This window comes from Pseudomonas sp. GW821-FHT01D09, assembly GCF_059422465.1.
The window spans coordinates 141,077-167,672 of sequence record NZ_JBWKWY010000001.1 but is presented as its reverse complement, the minus strand read 5'-3'; the positions used below and the strand labels follow the sequence as shown (position 1 = coordinate 167,672).

25 protein-coding genes are annotated in these 26,596 nt (G+C 60.3%); 3 read left to right on the top strand and 22 right to left on the bottom strand.

Annotation, left to right across the window (positions count from 1 at the left end; all coding sequences use genetic code 11):
- Positions 1-9: 9 nt before the first annotated feature.
- Both AC07W7_RS00800 and AC07W7_RS00795 read right to left on the bottom strand, forming a co-directional pair.
- Positions 10-2,424, bottom strand: a complete 2,415-nt coding sequence (locus AC07W7_RS00800; protein WP_197883389.1) for a DUF3772 domain-containing protein — start codon at positions 2,422-2,424, stop codon at positions 10-12.
- 144 nt (positions 2,425-2,568) lie between these two features.
- Positions 2,569-4,287, bottom strand: a complete 1,719-nt coding sequence (locus AC07W7_RS00795; RefSeq protein WP_495038417.1) for a hydrogenase maturation protein — start codon at positions 4,285-4,287, stop codon at positions 2,569-2,571.
- Positions 4,288-4,564: 277 nt separating this feature from the next.
- Here AC07W7_RS00795 and AC07W7_RS00790 point away from each other — a divergent pair, with 277 nt between their 5' ends.
- The 3 genes from AC07W7_RS00790 (at position 4,565) to AC07W7_RS00780 (ending at position 7,322) form a co-directional block, all read left to right on the top strand.
- Positions 4,565-4,801 (top strand): thioredoxin family protein, encoded by a 237-nt coding sequence (locus AC07W7_RS00790; RefSeq protein ID WP_099169977.1) that lies wholly within the window; start codon positions 4,565-4,567, stop codon positions 4,799-4,801.
- Positions 4,802-4,921: 120 nt separating this feature from the next.
- Positions 4,922-5,782: a formate transporter FocA gene (focA, locus tag AC07W7_RS00785; RefSeq protein ID WP_076965194.1), complete on the top strand. Its 861-nt coding sequence runs from the start codon at positions 4,922-4,924 to the stop codon at positions 5,780-5,782.
- Positions 5,783-5,882: 100 nt separating this feature from the next.
- A complete protein-coding gene (locus AC07W7_RS00780) occupies positions 5,883-7,322 on the top strand; it encodes a catalase (RefSeq protein WP_495038416.1) in 1,440 nt (479 codons plus the stop codon).
- Positions 7,323-7,372: 50 nt separating this feature from the next.
- On the opposite strand, the gene AC07W7_RS00775 is transcribed toward AC07W7_RS00780, so the two are convergent.
- The 20 genes from AC07W7_RS00775 to AC07W7_RS00680 all read right to left on the bottom strand — a co-directional run bounded on the left by AC07W7_RS00775 (position 7,373) and on the right by AC07W7_RS00680 (position 26,582).
- A complete protein-coding gene (locus AC07W7_RS00775; protein WP_495038415.1) occupies positions 7,373-8,737 on the bottom strand; it encodes an alginate export family protein in 1,365 nt (454 codons plus the stop codon).
- 181 nt (positions 8,738-8,918) lie between these two features.
- Positions 8,919-10,562 carry an arylsulfatase gene (locus AC07W7_RS00770; protein ID WP_495038610.1) on the bottom strand — a complete coding sequence of 548 codons (1,644 nt, stop codon included), beginning with the start codon at positions 10,560-10,562 and terminating at the stop codon, positions 8,919-8,921.
- A 109-nt stretch (positions 10,563-10,671) separates the two neighbouring features.
- On the bottom strand, positions 10,672-11,007 hold the full coding sequence (locus AC07W7_RS00765; protein WP_495038414.1) for a Rieske (2Fe-2S) protein: 336 nt from the start codon (positions 11,005-11,007) through the stop codon (positions 10,672-10,674).
- Complete coding sequence (locus tag AC07W7_RS00760) at positions 11,004-11,321, bottom strand: YciI family protein (protein WP_495038413.1); 318 nt, start codon at positions 11,319-11,321, stop codon at positions 11,004-11,006. Before AC07W7_RS00760 ends, AC07W7_RS00765 begins: the two co-directional genes overlap by 4 nt.
- A 3-nt stretch (positions 11,322-11,324) precedes the next feature.
- The gene (locus AC07W7_RS00755) at positions 11,325-12,197 is read right to left on the bottom strand and encodes an intradiol ring-cleavage dioxygenase (RefSeq protein ID WP_076965230.1); all 873 of its coding nucleotides are present in this window, start codon (positions 12,195-12,197) and stop codon (positions 11,325-11,327) included.
- Between the two features lie 40 nt (positions 12,198-12,237).
- Complete coding sequence (locus tag AC07W7_RS00750) at positions 12,238-13,308, bottom strand: maleylacetate reductase (protein WP_076965229.1); 1,071 nt, start codon at positions 13,306-13,308, stop codon at positions 12,238-12,240.
- 8 nt (positions 13,309-13,316) lie between these two features.
- Positions 13,317-14,780 (bottom strand): aldehyde dehydrogenase family protein, encoded by a 1,464-nt coding sequence (locus AC07W7_RS00745; RefSeq protein ID WP_495038412.1) that lies wholly within the window; start codon positions 14,778-14,780, stop codon positions 13,317-13,319.
- A 92-nt stretch (positions 14,781-14,872) separates the two neighbouring features.
- Positions 14,873-15,892 (bottom strand): hydroxyquinol 1,2-dioxygenase, encoded by a 1,020-nt coding sequence (locus AC07W7_RS00740; RefSeq protein ID WP_076965227.1) that lies wholly within the window; start codon positions 15,890-15,892, stop codon positions 14,873-14,875.
- A 54-nt stretch (positions 15,893-15,946) separates the two neighbouring features.
- On the bottom strand, positions 15,947-16,441 hold the full coding sequence (locus AC07W7_RS00735) for a cupin domain-containing protein (protein ID WP_495038411.1): 495 nt from the start codon (positions 16,439-16,441) through the stop codon (positions 15,947-15,949).
- 124 nt (positions 16,442-16,565) lie between these two features.
- Positions 16,566-17,495 carry a LysR family transcriptional regulator gene (locus AC07W7_RS00730; protein ID WP_076965226.1) on the bottom strand — a complete coding sequence of 310 codons (930 nt, stop codon included), beginning with the start codon at positions 17,493-17,495 and terminating at the stop codon, positions 16,566-16,568.
- 87 nt (positions 17,496-17,582) lie between these two features.
- Positions 17,583-18,617, bottom strand: a complete 1,035-nt coding sequence (locus AC07W7_RS00725; protein WP_495038410.1) for a branched-chain amino acid ABC transporter permease — start codon at positions 18,615-18,617, stop codon at positions 17,583-17,585.
- On the bottom strand, positions 18,617-19,480 hold the full coding sequence (locus AC07W7_RS00720) for a branched-chain amino acid ABC transporter permease (protein ID WP_076965224.1): 864 nt from the start codon (positions 19,478-19,480) through the stop codon (positions 18,617-18,619). The genes AC07W7_RS00725 and AC07W7_RS00720 overlap by 1 nt, the downstream gene beginning before the upstream one ends.
- A 2-nt stretch (positions 19,481-19,482) precedes the next feature.
- Complete coding sequence (locus AC07W7_RS00715) at positions 19,483-20,175, bottom strand: ABC transporter ATP-binding protein (protein WP_495038609.1); 693 nt, start codon at positions 20,173-20,175, stop codon at positions 19,483-19,485.
- Between the two features lie 21 nt (positions 20,176-20,196).
- Entirely contained in the window at positions 20,197-20,853 is a 657-nt protein-coding gene (locus AC07W7_RS00710) for an ABC transporter ATP-binding protein (RefSeq protein WP_244902332.1), read from the bottom strand.
- Between the two features lie 94 nt (positions 20,854-20,947).
- Positions 20,948-22,258 (bottom strand): ABC transporter substrate-binding protein, encoded by a 1,311-nt coding sequence (locus AC07W7_RS00705; protein WP_495038409.1) that lies wholly within the window; start codon positions 22,256-22,258, stop codon positions 20,948-20,950.
- Between the two features lie 340 nt (positions 22,259-22,598).
- On the bottom strand, positions 22,599-23,024 hold the full coding sequence (locus AC07W7_RS00700) for an organic hydroperoxide resistance protein (RefSeq protein ID WP_076965220.1): 426 nt from the start codon (positions 23,022-23,024) through the stop codon (positions 22,599-22,601).
- A 57-nt stretch (positions 23,025-23,081) separates the two neighbouring features.
- Positions 23,082-23,810, bottom strand: a complete 729-nt coding sequence (locus AC07W7_RS00695; protein WP_141562814.1) for a DsbA family protein — start codon at positions 23,808-23,810, stop codon at positions 23,082-23,084.
- 169 nt (positions 23,811-23,979) lie between these two features.
- The gene (locus tag AC07W7_RS00690; protein WP_076965218.1) at positions 23,980-24,423 is read right to left on the bottom strand and encodes a MarR family winged helix-turn-helix transcriptional regulator; all 444 of its coding nucleotides are present in this window, start codon (positions 24,421-24,423) and stop codon (positions 23,980-23,982) included.
- 143 nt (positions 24,424-24,566) lie between these two features.
- Positions 24,567-25,580 (bottom strand): carbon-nitrogen hydrolase family protein, encoded by a 1,014-nt coding sequence (locus AC07W7_RS00685; RefSeq protein ID WP_495038408.1) that lies wholly within the window; start codon positions 25,578-25,580, stop codon positions 24,567-24,569.
- 60 nt (positions 25,581-25,640) lie between these two features.
- The gene (locus AC07W7_RS00680; protein ID WP_495038407.1) at positions 25,641-26,582 is read right to left on the bottom strand and encodes a fumarylacetoacetate hydrolase family protein; all 942 of its coding nucleotides are present in this window, start codon (positions 26,580-26,582) and stop codon (positions 25,641-25,643) included.
- Positions 26,583-26,596: the final 14 nt, after the last annotated feature.

Below are 26,596 nucleotides of genomic sequence, written 5' to 3'. Positions count from 1 at the left end.
ACGACCCCTTCATTGCCTTACAGGAACATCGCCACTCACGGCACTGCCCTCTCCCGTCACCAAGACCAGGCTCTGGGGTGAAGACAAGGTAATCCCCATTTCCTGAAGGCGCGCAAGCAGGATGAACAGCAAGTCGCTGCGGGCATCGGACACCGAGCGCGGGCTGTTGACGTAGCCGCTGACTCCAATGATCAGGCCGTCCCTGGCCAGGTCCTTGAACGTGACCGAAGGTGCGGGGCTGTCGAGAATCGCCTCATGCTCGGTAAAGGCCTGCATGAGCAGTTCGCGCACTTTCAAGACATCGGTGTCCAGCGGCAATGTGAGGGTGATGCCCACCACACCGAGCGCGTTGCCCATGGTGACGTTGCGCACATTCTGCGAGATGAACTGCGAGTTCGGCACGATCACTGTCGAGCGGTCGGCCATCTGGATCTCGGTCGCCCGGACATTGATCCGGCGGATATCCCCCTCGACGCCGCCCAGGCTCACCCAATCGCCGACCTTCACCGGCCGTTCGGTGAGCAGGATCAGCCCGGAGATAAAGTTCTGCACAATGGCCTGCAAGCCGAAACCGATCCCCACCGATAAGGCACTGACCACCCAGGTCAGACTGGTCAGGTTGATCCGCAGGGTGGACATCACCAACAGGCTCAGCAGCACAAAGCCGAGGTAGCCCACCAGGGTCACCAGGGACGCGCGCATGCCGGCGTCCATGTTGGTTTCCGGCAGCAGCCGCTCGCTCAGCCAGCGCTTCAAGGTGCGCACAGCGAACAGGCCGACGACAAACATCAGCAGCGCAACGAGGATGTCCTGGGGAATGATTTGCAGGTTGCCCAGGGTCTTGCTGGACTCTCCCAGTTGGCTGAAGCCCTGGAGCAGCTCGCTGGGGCTGGAGCCCGCCGGAAGGAAAGCCGCCATCACCGCAGTGAGCAGCAGCAAGGTACGACCAACGCCCGCCAGTACCGTGCAAGCCTGGGCCTGGTGCCGTGGCGACAGCCCCAGGGCCTTGGCCAGTGCCAGGCCGCTGGGCTGCTTGGGCGAGAGCAGGGTTTCGCAGACGTCGCCGAAAAAGGCCATGAGCAGATAGGCCGTCGCCGCCACGACACTGATCCACAGCAGCTTGACGGTCAGGAAGTAGGCCAGGGACAGATACCCCGTGAACAGCGCGAGGACAATCACCGCCACCCATATCGAGGCCACAAAGGGCAACATACCGGCGAGCCCGCCCGGGCGCTCCAGCCCGAGCTTGTTGCGCACATGGCGCACACGCAGCAACGCAGCGATGAAGATCAGCGCCGTGATCAGGGCCGTCAGGCCATTGAGCGCCACGGTCAATGCCAGGCTGGCGCCCGTGACGCTGTTGATGCGTTCCTCGGTGGCCACCAGCATCAGCGCTACCGCCAGAATCGCCGGGAAAGGCCCCAGGGCACTGGCGATTTCATCGGCAATGGTCGGCAACCGCCAGGAAGGTCGCGGCAACATCAGCAAGGCCCGTCCCAGGCCGGCAATAAACGCGCAGAACATGGCCAGGGTGACCAGGTGATCAGAAAGCCGCGCCAGGTTTTCGCTCAAGAGCGCATTGCTTTCCACCGCCCAGCGCATCAATGAGACGGCCCCCATGATCGTCAGGATCGACGCTAACCCCACCGCCACCGCCAGGGTGCTGCGCCGCAGGCGCCCCTCCGGCAGCCAGCGGATCATCGCCCAGGTAAGCAGTTGCTCAAGCAGTCGCCGGCCGAAACTCCAGATCAGCACCGCCACCAGCAGCGTGCCGAAGAACGCCCAGCGGCGCTCGGGGCTGACCGCACTCTTGAGGGCGACGAGCCCCTCGGCCTTCAGGTTGTCCAGGCGCTGCAGGTCTTCAGTGGTGGGGCGGATCAGGCTCGACCAGAACGAGGGGCTGAAGGGGCTATCGGTGCGTGAAGTGACCTGGGAATTGAACAGGTTGCGCCGCAGGTTGACGATCTGCGCAGCGAGGTCACGGCTCAGTTGGCTCAGTTGTTTGGCCTGGCTCTCATCGGCAAGCAGGCTGTTTTTTTTCCGGGTCAGGGCATCCCGCTGGGCGGTGAGGCTCTGCGCTTCCCCGGGCTGGGCCGCGCCCACCACCTTGAGTTGATCATCCAGGCGCTCCATATCGGTGGCGCGCACCGTGAGCAACGCCTCGGCCTGTTGTTGCACCTGGAGTGCGCCCTGTCGAAACTCCGCCAGCTTCTCGTCACTGGTACTGATGGGCACACTCTGGCGAATCAGCTCAAGCTGCTGGCTGAGCTGTTTGAGATCAGCGTCATCGGGCAACACCGGCAAACTGTCGACAACTTCGACAGGCACCGTTGTTGCAGGCGCATCGGCCCACGCGGGCAGGCTGATAGCCATCACCATGGCCAGTATGGCCTGGCAGATGACGCGTGTATAAATTCGCCGCATCAAGTCACCCTTTCAGTCTCTTTGCATTGCCATTATGGACTGCCCCTGAAGAAAGGAAATTCCATAAGGGCCGCAAAAGAGCAGGTGCAAGCGCATTCACTCAAAAGGCTCACCCTGGGCTCAACCCGGCAGAGGGTCTGCCTCTCAATCAACCAGCGTGGGCTTGAGCACCAATGCCCACGGCGCAATCAACCGCGCAGGGGTCTGGCAGGTTGGGCGCTTGAACACGAAGTTGCGGCACTTCTCGGCGAACTGTTGGCGGTTGTGCACCATGTCCAACTGCATCTGTGCCAGCTCGTTTGCGCGGCAGCGTTCGAGCTGTGCGAGGTCCTGGCTGGCTTTACGCGCACGATGCCCCGCGTACTGCGCATCGGTCAGCGCGTTGCCGGCCTGTTGCAGCAACCATGAACCGAATGCGTGTGGGCAGCGTGGGCCGATGCCCTGGATCATCCCCCAGTGGTGGGCCTGGACAACGCTGATCGGCAGGCATTCTTCAATCAGCCTATGCGCCACTTCACTGCCGACTGCGCGGGGCAGGCTGTAGGTCCAGTATTCGGAGCCATACAAGCCCATGGTCTTGTAATGCGGGTTGAGTACCACACCCGCCCGGGCGAACACGATATCGGCCGCCAGCGCCAGCATCACGCCGCCGGCGCCGGCGCTGCCCGTCAGGCCACTGACCACCAGTTGCCGGGCCGTCAGCAACTCCCGGCAAACATCGTCGATGGCCTGGATATTGGCCCAGGCTTCCAACCCCGGTACCTCGGCCGCCTGGATCACGTTGAGGTGCACACCATTGGAAAAACTCCCGCGCCCGCCCCTGACCAGCAGCACCTGGGTGTCCCGGGCCTTGGCCCAGCGCAGCGCCGCGACCAGCCGCTGGCACTGTTCGGTGCTCATGGCGCCGTTGTAGAACTCGAAGGTCAGTTCGCCAACATGAGCGGACTCTCGATAACGAATCGGTTGGTACACCCGCTCATCGAACCCTGGGTCGGCGATCGAACCGTCCAGCACCGGTACATCCGCCAGTTGCCCGGCCAGCACATGACGGGCCGGTAGCTTGAAGGTTTGTTCCCCTGGCAGGGCTTTGCGCTTGAGTGCGCCGATCCACAGGCTGTGATCGCCGGCCGCAACCAACACCGCATCATCCTGTACCGCGAGGATGTCCCCCGGCGTACCGCGACGCGCATCCAGGTGCGCGTCATACAGGTAATACTGCCCGCCGGCGAGGCTGGCCAATACTCCGGGCTGGCCGTCGGCGGCGTCGAGAGTGCGTTTGATAAACCGTGCGCAATCGTACCAACTGAAAGTGCGGTCAGCCTGCTTCATGTTGGGCTGCAAACGCCCGATCACGTCAGGTTGCGTGTCATCGAGAGGCGTCGGCACGAAGCCCCTGGCGAATTTTTCTACGACATCACGAATGCAAGAGATCGCAGCGTCACTCACCGGGCCGTTGTACAACTCGGACTTGCGCATATCGGCGGGCATATCGAATTCGCAGGTCGACCAGATCGGGCCGGCGTCCATTTCCTCCACTGCCTGCAAAGCCGTGACACCCCAGCGCTTGACCTGCTGGGTGATGGCCCAGTCCAGCGCGCTGGCGCCACGGTCGCCGACAATCCCTGGGTGAATGATCACCACCGGGCGATCCGGGTTGCTCCAGAGCTGCTGCGGCACACGGTCCTTGAGAAACGGGCAAATCACCAGGTCGGCCGCCGATGCCTCGATCTGCCGGCACACCGTGGCTTGATCGGTGAACAGCACCACACTGGGTTCATGCCCCAACTGGCGCAAGTCCAGCCAGGCCCGCTGGGTCAACCCGTTGAACGCCGACGACAACAACATGATCTTCAATGACCGCATGATTGACTCTTCCTTGAGAAGGCATGGCCGCAGGCTCCTTGAGCCATCCTTGGCCTTTTATGGAAGCGCAAGGGTAGAGGCCGGGCCGGGGCAGTCACCTGATCGAGGTCAATCTTGTGTCAGTCAGTCGTTACCACGCGGGGACGATATTTTTAGTGTCGAATCGAAATCATGTTGACAAGAGAGCGCTACCGCGCGAAATTATGGTTTCGGATCAATACTAAATGACATGCCTGGTTCAGGTTGTCTGAAATCAAACCACCGTTGGAGAGACATCATGTTATCTAAAGCTATTTTTTATCATGCAGGTTGCTCGGTGTGCGTCAGCGCAGAACAGCAGTTCGTTACGGCGCTGGATCCACAACGTTATCAAGTCGAAGTGGTTCACTTGGGAGATGCCAAAGGCCGCGTTGCAGAGGCCGAGCGTTTTGGTGTGAAGTCTGTGCCGGCATTGGTAATTGACGGACAAGCCTTCCATATCAACTTCGGCGCGGGTATCGAAGTTTTACGCTGACCCGTGTGCAGGGCGCCAAATAATGGCGCCCTGTAACCTACCTCGCGGCGCTCATCAATCTCAACGGAGAAACCGATAAATCCGCGCGTGCAAACCTAATACCCAAGAGTGACAGTCCACATGAAAAAAGACAGTCCCTTCGCCCTGCTTCTGCCTGCCGCAATGGCACAATTCGCTGAAGATGCGGGCGTGTATAAAGCCACCAAGCAACCGCTGAAAACTTTCTATCTGGCCATCATTGCCGGTGTATTCATTTCCATCGGTTTTGTGTTCTATATCACGGCAACCACCGGCCTCGCTGGCAGCTCCTGGGGGCTGGTGAAACTGGTCGGCGGCATCTGCTTCTCCATGGGGCTGATGCTCGTGGTCGTCTGTGGCGCGGACTTGTTCACGTCTAACATCCTGAATGTGATAGCCAAGGCCAGCGGCCGCATAACCTGGGGGCAATTGGCCAGGAACTGGCTGAATGTCTATGTCGGCAACTTGATTGGAGCCTTGTTTTTCGTCGCGTTGATTTGGTTCTCTGGCCAATACATGACCGCCAATGGCTTATGGGGGTTGAATGTATTGCAAACCACCAGCCACAAGTTGCAGCACTCGTTTATTGAGGCCGTGAGTCTTGGCATCCTGGCCAACTTGATGGTGTGCATGGCCGTCTGGATGAGTTATTCCGGCCGCAGCCTGACGGATAAAATGCTTGCGATCATCCTGCCGGTGGCCATGTTTGTCGCCAGTGGTTTCGAGCACTGTATTGCCAATATGTTCATGATTCCCATGGGCATTGTAATCAAGCACTTTGCTACTGCCGAGTTCTGGAACGCGGTGGGCGCAGCCCCTGAGCAGTTTGCTCATTTAACTATCAATAACTTTATTTTCGACAACCTTATCCCCGTCACGCTAGGCAACATCATTGGCGGAGGCTTATTGGTTGGCCTGACTTATTGGGTGATCTACCTGCGAGCCCCTGAAGGGCAACATTAATCACCCAAGTACCCGGCAGGATGGTTTGCACTGAGTTCTGCCCTCCCTGTTTTATTTTCTGTTCTGTCCCCTGCTCCACCCAAATCGATGAGGAATAGATATGAAAAAGTTAACCACTGCGTTTGGCGCTCCAGTCGTCGACAACCAAAATATTCAAACTGCCGGCCCGCGCGGCCCTGCCCTGCTTCAAGATATCTGGCTGCTGGAGAAAATGGCCCACTTCGACCGGGAAGTCATTCCCGAGCGGCGCATGCATGCCAAAGGCTCGGGCGCGTTCGGGACGTTTACGGTGACCCACGACATTACCCGCTACACACGGGCCAAGATCTTCTCCGAGATCGGCAAGAAGACCGAAATGTTCACCCGTTTCTCGACGGTGGCCGGTGAGCGCGGTGCCGCCGATGCCGAGCGCGACATCCGCGGCTTTGCCATGAAGTTCTATACCGAAGAAGGCAACTGGGACCTGGTGGGCAACAATACCCCGGTGTTTTTCCTGCGCGACCCGCTCAAGTTTCCCGACCTGAACCACGCGGTCAAACGCGACCCGCGCACCGGTATGCGCAGCGCCGAGAACCAATGGGACTTCTGGACCCAACTGCCCGAAACCCTGCATCAAGTCACGATCATCATGAGTGACCGTGGCCTGCCGCGCACCTGGCGGCATATGCATGGTTTTGGCAGTCACGCCTTCAGCTTTATCAATGCCAACAATGAGCGCTACTGGGTCAAGTTCCACCTGCGGACCCAGCAAGGCATCGAAAACCTCACCGATGCCCAGGCCCAGGAACTAATAGGACGCGACCGCGAATCCCACCAGCGCGACCTGTATGAAGCCATCGAGAACCAGGACTTCCCGCGCTGGAAGCTGTTTGTGCAAATCATGCCGGAACAGGAAGCGGGCACCTACCACATCAACCCTTTCGACCTGACCAAGGTCTGGCCAAAAGCCGACTACCCACTGATCGAAGTCGGCGTCATGGAGTTGAACCGCAACCCCGAGAACCATTTTGCCGACGTCGAACAAGCCGCTTTCTCCCCGGCGAATGTCGTCCCGGGCATCAGTTTTTCACCGGATAAAATGCTCCAGGGCCGTCTGTTTTCCTATGGCGACACCCAGCGCTACCGCTTGAGCGTCAACTTCCAGCAAATCCCGGTGAATGCCCCCCGAGGCGCCACCCGGGTCAACAGCTATCACCGCGATGGACTGATGCGGGTTGATTCCAATGCCGGAGGCACCACCTCCTACGAACCGAACACCCGTGGCGAATGGCAAGAGCAGCCCGATTTTCAAGAGCCGCCCCTGACCCTGGAAGGCGCGGCCGGCCACTGGAATCATCGGGTCGATCCCGATTATTTCTCCCAGCCCGGCGCCCTGTTCCGAAAAATGTCCGCAGAGCAAAAACAAGCGCTGTTCGATAACACCGCGCGCTCCCTGGCGGGGGTTTCCACCCCTATCCAACGCCTGCATATAGAGCACTGCACCAAGGCCGATCCCGAGTATGGGAACGGCGTTATCAAGGCCTTGGCAGCCTGCCAATAACCCTGGACGGGGCTCCCGGGTCAACCGGGAGCCCCCTTGGCCTTGGCCGCCTAAAAACGAAAGGTGCCACGAACAGACAAGAATTGACTGTCATCCCCTCCAGCCTCCCGCACCATTTTTGCCACCGCGTAGTATTTGTAATCCAGGTCGATCGTCAGATTGCTTGAAGCCAGCCATCTCAGATTGGCCCTGGCAATCGTCCCGATCTCGCGCCCCGCCCCCTGACCGGAAGGCACGATGGGCACCATGCCCGGGACATACACGGCATCCCCGGCACGCTGTTTCCAGGCCTTGAACACCCCAGGCTCGATGCGCACCGTAGGCCACGGCGAAAACGCCAGGACCGGGCCGACAATAATGGCGTTGGAAAGGGTGATCAACGCCGCTTCGCCATACACCCCATTGCGCGGGAACAACGGGTCGAAGGTCTCGACCTGTTTGTCGCCGGCCTGCCGATCGCCACTGGCCGCGTCAACCCGCAACCCCAGGCGCGGGCGCCAGGGCGCTGAAAAGGTGTAGCCACTGTCCGTCGAGAAGGCCCAGGCACGTATATCCCCGCCGGCCAGCGTGCCGGACTGCCCGGCCAGGTCCCAACTCCAATCCAGCGCGCCGCTGTTTCCAAATAGCCTTGTGCCGAAGGTGTAACGCTGCTCCGCGCCGGTCAGCCCGGCCAAGGTTCTGCGCTCGGTTTCCAGCCCAAAGGCGTAGAGGTCGATGTTCCATTGCGACGACAACGGTAACGTGCCGTAGAGACCGTAGAACTTGACTTGATTGTTCGACCCATCGTCGAAAGAGTCGGTGCCAAGCCTGACCGGACGTACGGCAAAAACATCCAGCCGCGTGCGCGGAGCCCATTCCAGGGTCAACCGTAAACCATCGAAGGCCTGCCGCACATTCGGCGTTTCCCGGTAAGTGACAAATGCCTGGGCACCGTAGGCCATTTCCTGGCGCCCGAGCCGCGCCGTCAGCATTGCACCGCCCAGCTCGAAGCGACCATCGATGAAGGCCTGTTGTATATCGTTGCGGCTGGCATCGGTCGGTGACGGTGAGTCCTTGCCCCAGGCCCGGGTATTCTGCACCTGCGTGAAAATACGCAGGCCACCGTCGAACAAATGCAGGTCGGCATGGGCTTGCAGCCGCTGCATCAAGGCGGAATCGTCATGCCCGCCCCGCAGGCCAAAAAACGGCCTGTCGACAGTATCGGCCCGGTAACGCACCTCGCCACCGGTTTGCAGCCAGGCCGAGTCGGACAGGCGATGAAAACGCAAGGCATCGAACGGATCGGTCCGCTTGCGCGCATCGTCGAGAAAACGATAGTCCTCCATCCAGCGCGGTAACCCCGGGCGTAGCGGGCGCTCTTGCTCCAAAGGGTTGCCGAGTGCCAGATCGGCACACAGTAAAAGTGACGGTGCCATCAGGCTTGCACCTGCCAACAGCGTCGAAGAACGTCTAGAGATCACGGTTCCCAACATCTTCAGATTCTCTTTTTTGTTTTTATTGGGTAGCCGTCAACACCGGTCAGGCATTCGCCAACCGGAGCCGCAGCCGCTGCAAAGAGAAAGACGCGCCGTGCAAGCGCGCCTGTTTAAAGGGTTGTCACTGAATACAACGGTCGAAAAGGCAAAACATCTGACCGTATTTATAACGGACCGGGGCCGGGACCACTCCACTGTCCCGGGCATACTTGTCCCAGTCGGCGGTCAGCTCGGCGAGCTTCTTCGGGTTGTCCGCCGCGACGTCATGGGCCAACGTCACGTCCTGCTGCATGTCATACAACTCCCAGCGCCCGCTGCCATACGGCGGCGCCTGGAGCTGGGCAACCCACTGGCCGCTGTACAACGCGCGTCGACCATTGAACTCCCAGCCCAATATCCGTGGCGCCTGCTGGCGGCCCTCAAGCGCAGCCAGCATCGAGCGCCCCTGCAACGGCAAAAGCGCAGCCCCCTGGTACTGTTTGGGATAACTCACTTGCGCCAATTCAAGAACGGTCGGCAAGAAATCCTTGGCATGCAGGATCTGCCGATTGATCGTGCCTTTGGCGCTGAGCGCTGGATAACGCACAATCGCCGGCACATGGATCCCGCCGTTGGCCGTGAAGCCCTTGAAGTAAGGGAATGGCGTCGCACTGACCTGCGCCCAGCGTGGCCCCAGTGTCACGTAGGAACCTTTTCGTCCCATATTTTGCGGGCTGTTATCGAATGTCTTGTCCACCCACTCGCGGATCCCGTCACGGTCGGCCGTTGTGCCCAGGGACTCGGGGGTCGCCGACTCCGGGCCGTTGTCGGACATGAACAGAATAAAGGTGTTATCCAGCTCGCCACTTTTGCGCAGGTGTTCAAGTACCCGGCCAATGTTGTGGTCCATATTGTCGACCATGGCCGCATAAATCTGCATGGCCCGGGTTTGCTCCTGGCGTTGCACCTCGCTCAGGTCCTCCCAGGCAGGCAGCTTGTCCTTGAGCGGATCGTTGGCCGTGGTTCCCGCAGGCACCAGCCCCATCTCGATCATCCTGGCCAGGCGCTGCTGGCGTAGCGCTTCATAACCCTGGGCGTAGTCTCCCTTGTACTTGGCCAGGTATTCGTCTGGCGCCTGCAGGGGCCAGTGCGGTGCGGTAAAGGCCAGGTAGGCGAAGAACGGCTTGTCTGCCTGACGGTCGCGCTCAAGATAGCCCAGTAACTTATCCGTGTAGAAATCGCTGGAATAGAACGGCTCGGGAATCGTCGTGTCCTTGCCATTTTCCTGGTATCGGGCCTTGTAGTTCCCCGGGAACATCTGGCTCTTGTCCATGTGGCTGGCGCCGCCGGGCATCAGGGTAAAGGAGCGCTCGAACCCACGGGCGGCGGCGTTGCTCTGTTCGGTGGCGCCCAAGTGCCACTTGCCACTCATAAAGGTGTTGTAACCCGCGCCCTTGAGCAGCTCAGCCACCGTCACCACATTGCGGTTCAGCATGCCTTCGTATCCGGGCTTGCCCTTCTGTTCCGGCTGCAGGTATTCGGCCATCGTGCCAAACCCTGACTGATGATTGTCGATGCCGGACAGCAACATCGAGCGGCTCAACGAACACGTCGGCCCGGCATAGAAGTCCCCCAGGCGGACGCCTTCCTGCGCCAATTGCTGCAGGTTCGGCGTGGCGATTTCACCGCCAAAGGGTTGGGTGTCGGAAAAGCCCAGGTCATCGGCAACGATCAGCAAGACATTGGGACGTTTCGCCCCTTCTGCCTGGCAGATCAGTGATGCCATCGACAGGAACAGCAACCACACAAAACGCGAAAGCTTGCACATGGATTCACCTTATTATTGTTGGTTTTATTGATCGAAGCAGGCCCCTCTGGCCATTGGCACAACCCTCTCAGACATCCAGTACGACACACTCGCCCACCCGACGCACCGCGACGGGAACCAATTGCGCCCCTTTGCAGGGCCCATCGATACAGGCGCCATCCTTGAAACGAAACATCGCGCTGTGGTGAGCACACATCAACAGGTTGCCTTGATAGGTGCAGAACCGTTGCGGGTGATAGTTGAGCGGCACCGAAAAGTGCGGGCAGCGATTGATGTACACCCACACCTCCCGGCCCTGGCGCACCGCCACCAGGCCCGAGGGGTGCAGGTGCTGATGCCCGGGCAACCCCAGGGCACCGCCATCGGCGATGTCTTCCAACTGACACAACGTGATGCCGCTCATGTCAGGTCCTGAAGCTGTGGGTTGCCCAGGCTCCAATGCCAAGGGCGGATCTGCAGCGAGGCAAACAACCCGCCCTGGACATAGGGGTCGTCCTGAACGAATGCTTTCACGTCGGCCAGGCTGCCGGCTTCGATGACCAAGAGCGTGCCGTTCATGTTGACACCGCCGTCATCGAGGGTCGGCCCACCAAACCGCACCACCACCCGATGTGCCTGGGTTGCCCGCAAGTGCGCTTGATGACTGGGGCGCAATCGCTGGCGCAAGGCCAGGGAGTCGGGGTGGTCAGAGGCGAATATCGCAAACAGCTGCGCCATGGCTTACTCGGCCTCCATGACAAATTCATAACTCGCACGCTTGAACGGCAAGGCGATCCCCAGTCGGGAGGACACATCGTCATGGGTCACGCGATCTTCATAGATCACCTGCAAGGACTGTTTGACACCAAACACCGCGTCAGACTCCAGGTACGGATCATCCCGATTGAACAAGTGGGTCACCAGTGTGCGATAGCCCGGTTGCTCAATCAGGAAATGCAGGTGCGCGGGGCGCCATGGGTGGCGGTTGGCAGCCTTGAGCATGCGGCCGACGGGGCCGTCGGTGGGGATCGGATAACACACCGGGACTATCGTGCAGATCGCAAAATAGCCATCGGCATCGGTGCGGTAACGCCCTCGCAGGTTGCCCAAAGGCTGCTCTGGATCCTGGCCCGAATACATGCCATTTTCAGCCGTCTGCCAAACGTCCAGCACGGCACCGGCCAGGGGGTTGCCATGGGCGTCCACCACACGCCCGCGCACCAGTGCCCTCTGGCCCGGGGTGAACGCCATGTTTTCGCCGTAGGCCCGCTCAGGCATGCCTTCGATATAGAACGGCCCGAACACCGTGGTTTGCGTGGCATCGATGCTGTGTCGGTGGTTGATCGCATCGACCAGCATCGACACACCGAGGGTATCGGACAACAGAATAAATTCCTGGCGCACCTGGCCATCGCACATGTGCCCGGTGTCCGTCAGGAAGCGGATCCCGTCCAGCCATTCGCGCTCGGTCAGTTCAACCTCGCGGACAAACCCATGCAGATGGCGAACAAGGCTGTGCATGATCTGCTTGAAGCGCGCATCGGGGGTATTGTCGAAACTGTTCAGCACCTGCTGGGAAATCTGCGCCTCAAGGTCGGTGTTGTGATCGCTCATTGTGGTTACTCCGAAATGACTGAGAAGACGCCACCTGTGATCAATCGGCTGGCGCCAGTCCGTTCCTGGCCCGCGTCAACAGCGCCTCGATGGGTTGGCGCTCGAACGGTCGCGGATTGTAGTACGGGCTGGCACAGGCGATTTGCGCCGCTTCGGCCGGTCCGTGCTCAGGCAGGCCGATTTCAGCCAGGGCCAGGGGAACCCCCAGTTGTTGGTTCAAGGCGTACAACAGTTCCCCCACCTCTGCGGCCTCATTGCCCCCCAAGGCACGGGCAGCCCGTTGTAAAGGTCCAGCAGCCGCCTGCCGGTTGTAATGCGCGGCATGGGGCAGGACGATCGCGTGAGCCTGGGCATGGGGCAGGTTGAACGTCCCGCCCAGGGTATGGCAAAGCTTATGGTGCAGGGCCATCCCCACCGACCCCAGGCAAATACCGGCCAACCACGCCCCATACAACGCCTGGCTGCGGGCGTGTGGGTCATTGGGGTCCTTGACCACGCCCGGCAAGGCCTGCGCCAGGGAGCGAATGGACTCCTCGGCCATAAAGCCGATGATCGGGTTAGCGTCTTCGGCATACAACGCTTCCACCGCATGGGCCATGGCGTTCATGCCGGAGCACGCGCTAATCTGCGTTGGCAGGCTCAGTGTCAGTTGCGGGTCGTAGATGACGGTCTTGGGTAAAACCCTGGGATCGCGCCCGGTTTTCTTCAAGCGATTTTCGGTCAGCCCGTAAATCGGGGTCATTTCCGAACCCGCATAGGTCGTCGGCACGGCGACGATCGGCAAGCCCGACTCCATCGCAATCGCCTTGCCCAGGCCAATGGTCGAGCCGCCGCCAATGGCTACGCAGCAATCGGCCCCAAGACGGGCCGCCTCCAGGCGCGCCGCTTGCGCCACCTCCAGTGGCACATGCATCACCGCCTTGGGATAGATACCGGCCGCACGCTCCCCCAGCAGCGCCGCTACCCGCTCGCCAAGCCCCTGTTGTTCCGGCGTGGTGAGAATCAGCGCGCGCTTGGCCCCCAGACGCTCGATCTCTTCGGCCAGCGCCGAGAGCTTGCCCCAGCCGAACACCACACGGGTCGGCAGGCTTTGGTACACAAAAGAATGCATGGCAAACCTCAGCGTTTGAAGTGAGGAGGGATTTTGGCGTCGACATTGACCCAGACCGATCGCGCCTCGGTGTAATCATGGATCGCCTCAAAGCCCATTTCCCGGCCGTAGCCCGACTGGCCGACGCCACCAAAGGGGCTGCCGGGGCTGACGCGCTTGTAGCAGTTGATCCAGCACATACCGGCGTGGATGGCATTGGCCATTTTGTGGGCCCGGGTCAGGTCCTGCGTCCACAGGCCGCTCCCCAGCCCGTACTCGGTGCTATTGGCGATGGCCAGCGCCTCTTCATCGGTGCTGAAACGCATGACCGTGACGAAGGGGCCGAACACCTCCTCCTGGCACACGCGGTCCTCAGGCGACGCCTCGATAACCGTCGGCTGCACATAGAAGCCGTTGGCCAATGCCGGATCATCAGGCGCCTTGCCACCGGTGAGGATTTTGCCGCCCTGCGCCAGCGCAATATCGACATAAGCCAGCACGCGGTCACGGTGCAGGGCCGAGGTCAATGGCCCCATTTCGGTCGCCGGCTCCATCGGGTCGCCCAGGCGAATGGATTCGGCCAGCGCGATAAAACGCTCAAGAAAGCGCTCGGCAATATTCTTGTGCAGAATCAGGCGCGAACCGGCAATGCAGGCCTGGCCCTGGTTATGAAAGATCGCCCAGGCGGCGCCGTTGACCGCCGCGTCCAGATTGGCATCTTCAAACACAATGTTGGCGCCCTTGCCGCCCAGTTCCAGCTGAATGCGCTTGAGGTTGCCGGTTGACGCCTCCACGATCCGGCGACCGGTCGATGTCGACCCGGTAAAGGCAATCTTGCCCACACCCGGGTGCTCCGCCAGGGCCTGGCCGGCGGTATGGCCATAACCCGGCACAACGTTGACCACGCCCTTGGGGAACCCCACCTCGGTCATCAGCTCGACAATGCGCAAGGTCGATAGCGGCGTGATTTCAGAGGGTTTGATAACGATGGTGTTGCCGGCCGCCAGGGCCGGCCCCATTTTCCAACTGGTGAACATCAGCGGAAAGTTCCACGGCACGATCTGCCCGACCACACCGATCGGCTTGCGCTGTACGTAATTGAGGAACCCGGCCTCCACTGGAATCACGGCGCCTTCGATCTTGTCGGCCATCCCCCCGAAGTAGCGGAAACAGGCCGCCGTACGCGGCACATCGAGGCCCCGGGAATCACGAATCGGGTGGCCGGTGTTCAGCGACTCAAGCTGCGCCAGTTCTTCAGCGCATGCTTCGATCCTGTCCGCCAGCTTGAGCAACAAGCGCCCGCGCTCGGCGGCGCCCAGTGCCGCCCAGGGCGCAAACGCACGCTGGGCGGCAGCGACGGCAAGATCGATGTCAGCTGCTTCGGCGGCGGCGACACGGGTGATCAACGAACCGTCATGGGGCGACACCACGTCAATGGTGCCACCGGCGAGTGCATCCACGAATCGGCCATCGATATAGAGCTTATTTTGCATAATACTTTCCTCGCACCGTGCCACCGGCACAGCGTCTGACGACGTGATTCTGGAGAATATGGCCCGGCAGGTGCCGGGCCAGGCGCGAAGCCCTAGAACTCGATCGGGTAGGGTTTGAGCTCGCCGCTTTCATAGCGTTGCGGCAGATCGGGGGTCGCGTTTTCCCACACCAGCAGCATTGAGCGCTTGGTCGAATACCCCTGGTGACGGATGTCTGCCGGCATGGCGCAGATATCGCCGGCGCGCATGGTGATGCGGGCTCGCGGGCTGCCGTCCTCCTTGTCGCCCACGTCCCAGATGATTTCGTCGGACAGTTGCAGGAACCACTCGACCCGGTCATTGCCATGGAACACCGGCAGGATGAACTCCTCCGTCGTTGGGCAAAACAGGCTGGCCTTGCACACCGAGGTCACCGAGGGGTTCCAGGTCACATCGGAACGCGACAGGTACTTGAACAGGCTGAAGGCATGCAGTTGCCCCTCGAAACCCGCGGCGGCATGCACTTGTGGTTCGTCCTGGTCCACATCGCTGAATTGACGGTTGACCGGCAGGTCGTTACGCAGTGGCGAATCATCCGCCAGCCCGGGCATGCGCTTGGTGGCAATGCGAAAACGCTCGATGGCCTCGATGTTGTGACCGTTCTTGCGCCCGAATGCGGTTCCGGTTTCTTCCGGTGCCGCGAACGGATCGAAGGTGGCATTGGTCCAGTCGTACAAAATGGCTTTGAAGGTCGCCATGATCAACGGCGTTTCAAAATTCTCGGTGTAATTGACGCCCGCCGCCTTGAGCGTGCCATTGAATGTACCGGCGTACAGATCGACTTTGCCGTAATAATTGCGGGTCCCGATAACGTGGTCGAAGTTGACCCAGCCGTAGAAAAAGCCCCAGGCCACGTCTCGCATCATGGCGCGCAAAAAGGCGTCGATGGGCATCAGGTGCGAGCGGGTCTGCCCCTTGGCGGGCCAGGTAATCCGGGCAAAGTATTCATCGCGTGACAGCTCGAAGGCGCCAAGCGTAAAGGTGCAATAGCCGGTGACCGCATGGGGCGCGCTGGCCTGGACGTCGTGGTCGGCAAAGGATGGCAGGTCGACAGTTTTTTCAAGCATGGCCATGACGGCATTCCTCTTATTGGGCTGATGGCGCTTGTCACAAGGCAACAAGGCAGGTCACTGCAGGCAGATGTCTGCCCACTTCTCGACCGACAACACGCCCTTGATGGTTTGCTGCAAGATCACCCCCGGGTGGCGGCTGTCGAAGCGGTATGCCGTGCCAGCGGGCAGCACACACTGGTGACCCCGCTTGAGCAGCACATACCCCATCGGTTTGCCCGCCGGCAGCTCGCCGGCCAATTGCGTGCCCTCGCCGGCGTTCAACGGCGCATCGAGCTTGAGAAAATCCACGCGGACCTCGCCATCCATGACAATGGCGAATTCGTCGTGCGCGGCGGTGAACCAAGGCGACTGGCCTTCGGCACGCAGGGTTTCAATGACGTAGCCGAGGTTGAGGCCGACCACGACTTTTTCGTAAGGCGCGGACTTTTGCGCCACTTCAAAAATATTTGAAAAGGCATAGTGACTGGCCTGGCCCTTGATGATTTCAACCGAGCCTTTGTGGTATTTGTCCAGCGAGCCGAAGATCGTTTCGATTGCAGTGCTACCCATGGTGTTCACCGTCTTGTTGTTGTCACAGTGGGTCAACGATACGTCGCACATCCCTTGGCAACAATGACTGCACCGGCGACAACAGTGTTCGCCAAACGCAAACACTGGCAGGCCAGGCACCGCACTAACGCACCCAGCCGCGCGCCAGCAAAGGCTTGTCCCAGCAAGGCTCGTCACCGAAGTTTTCCACCAGAAAATCGATCAGCGTGCGCACCTTCAAAGCCCGGCGCTGGGTCGCCGGATACACGGCGGAAAAGTTGAAGGATGACAACGCGTATTCAGGCAGGACCGGGATCAGCCGGCCACTGAGCAAATCATCGCTTGCCACCAGTGTCGGCAAGCAAACAATACACACCCCGGTTGCCGCGTAGTCGCGCAGCAAATGCACCGAATTGGAGCGCACCTGGCCCGGCAGGCTCAGTTCCACCTGCTCATTGTCGGCGGTGAAGATCCAGCGGTTACGTGACGGATAGCCCTCGTACAAGGCGATCTTGTGTTGCAGCAGTTCTTGCGGGTGCCTGGGCGCGCCGAACTCGGCGACATAATCGGGCGACATACAAAACAAGCGGCGCACGCTGAACAGCTTGCGCTCGATCAGGGTCTCGGCCATGGGCGGGAACATCTGGAAGGCCACATCGAAGCCCTCTTCGATCGGGTCCACCACCCGGTCGTTGACGATGACGTCAACCTCGATGTCCGGGTACAACCCGGTGAACTCGGCCAACATCCTGCCGAAATGACCGATGGCAAAGCCAGGCAGCATCTGCACGCGCAATTTGCCGGTGGGCTTGGCGCGCAACTCGCGCATGTGCTCGGTCAGCGAGTTGAAGCTGGCGACCATATCCGCGCATTCCTTGTAGTAGGTCTCGCCCACCTCGGAGAGCCGCACATGCCGTGTACTGCGATGGAACAGCGGGGCATTGATGAACTGTTCCAGTTGTTGAATACGATGGGTGATCACCGAGCGGGTCACGCCCAGTTGCAGGGCTGCCTTGGCGAAGTTGCCGGTTTCGGCCACACGCACAAAGGCTTCGACACTGAGTAAACGGTCCATGGGGTAGGTTCTCTGGCGGCTTTTGTTCTTATAGGAACGGCGAGGTTAGCCTGCTAACCCCTTTCCACTCCACCACCTTGGCACACGCTACGTTTGCCCCGGGACCGACAAGCGCCGCTGCATGGGGAAAACCTGCCAGCCCAGGCGTTCGCTGATCAGGCCCCAGACACCTTGCGGCGCCTTGAGCATCATCACCACCGCCACCACGCCCAGGATAATCATGTACAAGGCCCCGAACTGGGCCAGACAACCACGCAACAGGAAGTAAATCAGCGTACCGATCAAAGGCCCCTCCAAGGTGCCAATGCCGCCAATGATGACGATAAAGATCACCACCGCGGTCCAGTCCTGCAGGCTGAACGCGGCATCCGGTGAAATGCGCAGCTTTTGCAGGAAGATCAGCGCCCCGATCACCCCCGTGCACCCGGCGGCCAGTACATACACCATCAACTTGACCCGGAAGGTGTTGACCCCCAGGCTGCCGGACGCCGGCTCGGAATCGCGAATCGAAGCCAGGGCCAGGCCCTGTCGCGAACGCAGCAACAAAAACACCACCGCCACCGCTGCAATCGCAATGGCCAGTGCCGTGAAGTAGACCAGCATTTCGCGCTCGTCCCGGTCACTGCCGATCTGGCGCACGATGGCGGCGGGCAGGCTTTGCCCGGAACCGCCACCGAAATGACTGATCTGCGCCAACCCCAGGCGAAAGACTTCCGCCACGACCCAGGTCCCAATCGCGAAATAGGCACCGCGCAAGCGAAACACGATCAGCGCCGTGGGAATCGCCAGCAAGGCCACCAACACACCGGAGAGCAAAACCGCGAACAATGGCGGCACCCCCACGTGCATGGACAACATAAACAACAGATAGCCGCCCAGCCCGACGAACGCCTGCTGCCCCACCGAGACCAGGCCTGCGTAGCCGGCCAGCAGATTCCACATTTGCGCCAGGGCCAGGTAATAGGCGAACTCGATGACCAGCCGCAGGCTGGAACGGTCGGCCCAGAACGGCGCACTGATCAACACCACGACACAGATACCCAGCAGGGACAAGCCGATCAGGCTGCTGGTGGTGCTTCTGTGTACTCGATAGCCGGGCGCAGGATTATTCAGGGCATTCATCAGTCGACACTCCGAGGGAACAGGCCACGCGGGCGCACGACCAGGATCAGCAGAAACACCAGGTGACCGGCGAGTATTTGCCAGCCGGGATCGATTTTGGCCCCCAGGGTCTGGGCCACACCGAGAATCACCCCGCCGGCCAGGGTGCCCCAGAGGCTGCCCAACCCGCCAATGATCACCGCTTCAAAACCGTACAACAGCCGCGCCGGCCCTACCGTGGGGTCGAAACTGGTGCGAATCGCCAGGAACACCCCGGCAATCGACACCACGGCCATGGCCAGCGCCATGGCCAGGCCGAAGATATGCCTGTTGTCGACCCCCATCAGGCGCGCCGTTTGCGGGTCATCGGAAGTGGCACGAAATGCCCGGCCGAGCGCGGTTCTGTAGAACAGCAATTGCAGGCTGGCGATGATCAACAACGCACTGCCAAACACGATGAGCGGCATCAGCCCCACGTTCAAACTGCCCAGGCTGACACTGGCGACCTCAAGCTCGCCCTGGGACAACTTCTGGCTGTCGGCACTGAAAAACTCCAGCAGCGCGTTCTGTACGATGATCGACAGACCAAAGGTCACCAGCAGTGGCGGCAGAATGTCCTGGCCGAGTGTGCGGTTGAGCAACAACCGTTGCAGCAGATAGCCGAAACAGAACATCAGCGGCACCACCACCAGCAAACTGGCCAGGGGGCTGAACCCCAGGTGATTGACCACCACCAGCGCCAGGTAAGAGGCCAGTACGATAAAGTCGCCATGGGCGATATTGACCAGGCGCATGATGCCGAACATCAACGACAGCCCCACCGCGAACATCGCGTAGAGGCCACCCAGCAACACGCCCTGCAGCAATGCATTGAGCCATTCCATAACTAGATCCCGAAGTACGCGGTTTTGATATGTGCCGGATCCACCTCTGCCGGGCGACCGCTCAGGGACACACGCCCTTCCTGGAAGCAATAGAAGCGGTCGCAGACACTCAAGGCCTGATTGATATCCTGCTCGACCAGCATCACCGTGGTGCCGTCGGCCTTGATCGAGGGCAGTGCCGCATAGATATCCTTGATCGTGGTCGGCGCCAGGCCCAGGCTGATCTCGTCGCACAACAGCAGGGACGGGTTAGCCATCAAGCCCCGGCCAATCGCCACCATTTGCTGCTGGCCGCCGGACAGGGCAGTGCCAGGGCGCTTGCGCAGTTGCTCCAACACCGGGAACAACTGATAGATCCGCGCCAGTGTCCACGGCCCGGGCCGCCGGCTGTAGGCGCCGATCAAGAGGTTTTCCTCGACACTCAACGACGGGAACAGCTTTCTGCCTTCCGGCACCAACGCAATGCCTCGCTCAAGCACTTGATTGGCCGCCATATCGCCAATGGCCTGGCCCATGAACTTAATGGCGCCGGGCTGATTTTTGATCAGGCCGGCCAACGAGCGCAGGAACGTCGACTTGCCCGCGCCGTTCGAGCCGATGATCGCCACGGTTTCGCCCTGCGCAAGGGTCAGGTTGATATCGAACAGCGCCTGAAAGTCGCCGTAACCGGCACTCAGTTGTTCAACGCACAACACCGTTGAAGAGATCGGCATGGTTCAGCTCCCGATACCCAGATAGATGCTCTGGACCTGGGGGTCGGCCATCACGCTGCGCGGCTCCCCTTCCGCCAGCTTGGCCCCGAAGTTGATCACCGTCAGACGGCTGACCACCGCCAGCAACGCATGCACGATGTGTTCGATCCAGATGATGGCGACGCCCGCCTTATGGATGCCCTGGATGGTTTCCACCAACGCCAGGCATTCCGGTTCGGTCAGCCCGCCAGCGATTTCATCGAGGAGCAACAGGCGCGGTTGGGTCGACAAGGCACGCGCCATTTCCAGGCGTTTGCGCTCAAGCAGGGTCAATGAGCCCGCCAGTACGTTGGCCTTGGGAATCAGGCCTGTCAGCTCCAGGATCTGGACGCACCATTGGTTGGCGTCCTGATGGCTCAAGCGCCCGCCAAAGGTGGCGCCGACCAGCAGGTTCTCGAACACGGTCATTTTTACGAACGGATGCGGGATCTGATGGGAGCGGCCAATGCCTTGGTGGCAACGTTTGAATACGGGCTCGCGGGTAACGTTGCGGCCCTCGAAATGGATCGTGCCGCTGTCGGCCGCGACGCCTCCGGCAATCAGGTTGAACAGCGTGCTTTTACCGGCACCGTTGGGCCCTATGATGCCCAGGGCCTCACCCGGTTGCAGGGCTAGGCTCATTGCCTGCGTCACCTTCACCGCCCCATAGCTTTTATGCACATCGTTCATGTGTAGAAGTGGCTGTTGCATGGTGCACCCGCTTTTGTTGGAGCGATCAATACGTAATGGCCTGCATCTCGCCACCCAGGGGGATGCCCGGTGCGGTGGCGTTGCTGGTCACGATCAGGTCGTATTGCTGGTCTTTGCCCAAGCGCCACTGGCCGCTGACCAGGGGGGTCTTGGCGACGTTCTTCACCGGCCCGTCGCGCCAGTTGATCGGCCCGACCACCGTATTGAGCCGGGTCTTGAGCAAGGCATCCCGCACGGCGTGAGGGTTACCGAGTTCCTCGGTACGCTTGAGGATGTCCACTGCCAGTTCAAACAGGGCATGCACAAAACCCAGCGGTTGCGTCCACTGCTTGCCCGTTGCCCGGGTATAGTCCTGGGCCAACTGTGCGGCGTTGGCGCCGGTCAGCGAGGAACTGAACGGATGCGTCGGGCTCCACCAGATTTCGGTCGACAGGTTGTTACCGGCCTTGCCCAGCGCCTCGACCGCCGTGGGAAACAACAAGGCCTTGCCGACCGATACCACTTTGGGCTTGAAACCTTGCTGGCGGGCCTGGGTCCAGAAGGTGTTCAGGTCTGGGGGAATGACCACCCCCGTGACGATTTCCACCTCAGCGCGCTTGAACGCGGCGATCTGTGCCGAAAAGTCATCAGTCAGGCTTTGAAAGCGCCCGGGATCGATCAGCCGCAAGCCCTTCTGCGCCAACACCGGCGGGAAGCCTGACTGGGCATCACCCCACGCATTGCCGTCACCGTCGTTGGGGAACAGGCCCCCCACGGACTTGTTGGTCGGTATGCCCTCCCACATTGCGGTGTACGTGCCGATGACATCTTCCAACCCCCAGAAGAAGTGGTAGGTCCACTCGAACCCTTGATCGCGCTGACCGCCACGGGTAAAGAACCAGGGCTGCCACGGCGCGACCGTGGAAATACAGGGGATTTCGTTGATTTCACATTGATCGCAAACTGGGTTGGTGGTTTCCGGCGTTGACGACACCAGCATCAGGTCCACCTGGTCAGACAGAATCAGCTCACTCGCCACCTCTGCCGCTCGGTTGGGGTTGGACTGGCTGTCCTTGACCAGCACCTCCAGGCGATAGGCCTTGCCGGAAACGTCGAGCGTATTCTTCAACAAGCGCTTGAGCGATTCGATGATGTACTGATCGGCCGCCGCAAAGGGTGCCAAGGGGCCGGTCTGCGGGCTGACATAGCCGATTTTGATCACCCGTTCGCCGCCCACGGCGAAGCTCAATGGCAGGCTCGACAACGCCGCACCACCGGTCACAACGCCGGCGGCCCCCAGGAAATCACGGCGCGAGAAGTCTCGGCCAAACAGTTTTTTATCATTGTTATCTGTCATGTCGTACTCCAAAACGGCTGCGTATCAGCAACGTCCGGGCGCTCAAAAGCGCAGCGTGCAGGTATAACCAACATGCCGGGGCAGATGCTTTACGCAAGTGGACGGTTTAGAAAAAGAAACTGACGTTGCATTCACCGCGCTCGGTTGTACGTCAGGCTACAAGCCCGCGATTACCCCAACAATTCTCTTCTCGGCGACTACAGTGTTTGCGAATCCAGAACAATCGATTGACCTGCCCGAGGTCACTGACAACGACAAAGGGGCGAGGCCGAATCTCTCATTCGCCCTCGCCCCTCTCTGGATACCAACCGCCACGTTCTTACCGACCCACCGGGCGATATCAGACCAGCGTCAAGGTCACCTTGATATTGCCCTGTGTCGCATTGGAATAAGGGCACACGATATGCGCCTTCTCCACCAGGCGTTCGGCCACATCGCGCGGCATCCCGGGCAGCGAGATCTTCAGTTCGACTTCAATGCCAAACCCGGTGGGAATAGGGCCAATGCCAACATAGCCGTCGATAAGGGTATCGGCCGGCAACTTCACCTTGTCATTGGCAGCCACAAAACCCAGTGCGCCCAGGAAGCAGGCCGAATAACCCGCCGCGAATAACTGCTCCGGGTTACTGCCCGCCGCTCCGTTACCGCCCAGGGTCTTGGGCATTGTCAGCTTTACATCGAGCACCCGATCTTCGGTAAAGGCTCGCCCTTCTCTACCGCCACTGGCCTGGGCATGCGCGACATATAACGTTTTTTCAACTGGCATATAAACTCCACCATCAGATACAACGGTTTTAAATGGCTTGCCAAGCGTCAAACACACTTACCTGGCACGCCCCATGACCTCTTCCAGCCGGGCAATCAACTGGGCCTCAGACACTTCGCCAACGGCCAGCAATGTCCGCTCGCCTTTGCGTTCAACCAGGATGCTGGGGAACGCATTGATCCCCCAACTGCGGCAACTCTTGAACTCCTGCTCCACCCGTCTTTTCATCATGGGCGACTCGAACAGCAATACGAACTCGGAAAAGTTCAAACCCAGGTCACAGATACTGCGATAAAACTCCACCTGCGTCGGGTCCTGGCCTTCAACATAAAACTTGTATTGAACCGCCTTGAAGAAATCCAACACGGTGAACGTTTCAAGTTCCTGCAGTTCAATCATCATGGCGGCAGTGACCACCGCGCGGCAGGCCGGCTCCGTGTCGTAGTTAAACGTGTCTCTGGACAATAAGTCCCCGCCGAACGGTTGACCGGTCACTTGCTGGATATGCGCCCACTCGTTTCTCAAGAATGCCTTGAAGGGTTCTGTCCATGGGTCGCCACCGCCGGCACGCAGGCCACCGACCGTCAAAACAAAAGCGATGCCTTGTGCTGAACAATACGCAGCCAGACCTTCAATGACCGGGGAAATCCCCCAGCACCAGGAACACATCGGATCACCGATATAGTGCACGACATATTCGGTTTGCTTTTTGCCTAGCGTCAAACCAGGGGCACTTGCCTCGCCATCAACTGAACAGGTGCGCGATTCAGTATCACATTTAATCATTGCAGCCTCTCAGCGCTTATATATCCACAAACCTGAAATCAATTAACGTTGCTTGGGCAAGGTTAATTCACAATCAGCACTTGAAAAATATATAAAAACTTAAAGGACTAATAAGCTTTGTTGAAATATAGGGTGCCATCGCCAGCCGGCGCCGACGATGCCCCGGCACTCAATTCCTCGGGCTGTGCCGGTCGATCAGTTCACGCAAGACTTCCTTGAGGGCCTCGATCTTCTTCGCCTCGAAGGGGGCCAGAATTTCACGCTCGTGTTTCTCGGCCAAGGCCACCAGGCCGCTGACCAGGCGTCGCCCCGTAGGCGTGACACGCACCAGGGTATAGCGGCGATCGTCAAGGCTGGTGGAACGTTCGACATACCGCTGCGACTCAAGCCGGGTCAGCAGCCGGGTGACGGTCGGCTGCTTGCTTACCGTGGTCTGGGCAAGGGCGCTAATGGTCATGGCCCCATCACTGGCCAACGTCGACAACACGCGCCACTCCAGCACCGAGAGCCCATGCTGCTCGACGATGGCATGAAACTGGGTGGAGACCAGGTACCAGGCCTGGCCGAGCAATGCGGGCAAATAATTATCAACAAACGCCTTTGTTCTAGCCATTCCAATCGCCGCCTCGTCCTCTTCCTGAACCGGCGACGATTCTAGCCTCTTTGACGGCGGCGGGGGGGAATTACCCGTACCCCGCGACATGCCTCAAGGCCTCCCGGACAGCAGCGGGCAGGCAATCACTGGCCGTAGGCGACTCATGGCACAAACTCCTGGCTGGGCTCGACTGACGGCTCCTCGACGGGGCCAATATCCTCGAAACGCGCCGACTGTTGCGGGCGGCGATTGATCCGCAGGTCAAAGATGTCAAAGCGGTTGTAATGACCGGCGATGTCGTGCATTTGCCGAGGCTGGATGCAGCGCGACAGGTCGATATTGGCGTAGACAATGCCCTCCTCGTCAATCAACGGCTGGCCGATCACCCGCCCATCCGGCCCGAGGATCCCGGAAAAAGCACTGTTGCGCCGTGAGAGCAAGGCTCGCGCCTGCGGGTAATCGGGCTCGAGCGCCTGGATAATCTCTTCACTGACCGTCGAGCACGAAACGACCGTGAACAGCTTGCCCTCGAAGCAGTGCGCAGCCGCGCGGACCTTGATGGCCTCGGCCATATCGTAGTCGGACGGGGCCACGGGCAAAGAGATGTAGCTGGCCACATGCACCAACTCCCCATCGGCGATCAAGGCAAACCGGGCCAGGGTGTTGGTGTTCTCACCACACGCCAACGCACCGAGGGGCCCCACCGTCGTGGCATGGACGCGCAGTGCCGAAGCATCGCCAGGCGCCCAGGTCAGTTTTTCGGCCCAGGTCGGCACCAGCTTGCGGTGCCGGCCAAGGATCCGCCCCTCATCGGAAATAGTCACCAGCGTGTTGTAGAGCGTGCCCACGCCGTGGCTACTCCGCTCGTTGACACCCACAACGACATTGATGTGATGGCGTGCCGCAGCCTGGGCAATCTTGGCAATCTCGGGGCCGGGAATCTCGATCGCCGAGCGCACCAGTTTCTCGAACCATGGGCTGCCTTCAATCGGGCTGCCCATCCAGTTCCAGTAGGGGTAGCCCGCCACAAACACCTCGGGAAAAGCCACCAGTCGCGCACCGTTGTCGGAGGCTTCCTCAATCAGACGGATCACTTTGTCGACGGTGGCGTCGGTGTCCAGGAAAACAGGGGCTGTCTGTACCGCCGCAGCCTTGAATCGGGGGAGTTCAAGCATGACAGTTCATCCGGTTGTACACGAAGGAATCAGGCCAGCCGCACAGGGCTGGCCCATTGTTTACTGAGGCTGGCCTTTACGCGGCTCGTCGCCGACGGCAACCACAGGGTTGCGCAGCGTGCCGATCTTCTCGACCCACGCCTCAACCACATCGCCTGGCCACAACCACTCTTGTGGCGTACGTCCGGCGCCTACGCCCGAGGGGGTGCCGGTGGCAATAATGTCTCCCGGCTCCAGGGTGATACCGGCACTGATATCGGCAATCAGCGTGGGGATGTTGAACAACAGATGGCGGGTATTGGAGTTTTGTTTCTCCACGCCATTGACCTTGAGGCTCAGGTTCAGGTTATGCGGGTCGGTGATCTCATCGGCGGTGACAATCACCGGGCCCAGTGGCGCATAGGTGTCCTGCCCCTTGGAGTAGATCCATTGACCGGCGCGCCGGTTGTCACGGGCACTGATATCGTTGAGCACGGTGTAGCCAAACACATGGCCCAGCGCCTCGGCCTCGTTCACACCTTTGGCGCGGCGCCCCATGATCACCGCCAGCTCCACCTCCCAATCCATCTGCCGGGTAATGGCTGCGTTGTGTTCGATGGCATCGCCCGGGCCGATCACCGTGGTCGGAGGCTTGGAGAAAATCACCGGCTGCGTGGGCAAGTCCTTTGAGGTGTCCAGCGAGCGGCTCGACTCCGCCACGTGCTCGACATAGTTCAGGCCGATGCCGAAGATGTTCTTGCGCGGCCGCGGGATAGGCGCCAGCAGCTTGACATTGGCCAACGGCAAAGCCACGTCCAGCGGCCACTGGCCGGCGCAAGCCTTGAGCAGCGCCGTCGTCGAGGCCACGGCATGGGGCCCCAGGTCGATAAAGTCGAGGATATTGTCCGGCAAGGCCTGGCCCGAGTGCTGGCCCAGGTGGTGCAGATCAATCACCAGATCGTCCACGATGGCCCCCAGTCGGGCGGCGGCACTCACGTGGGCGCGATAGGTTACGAGTCGCATGGTCGAAATTCTCC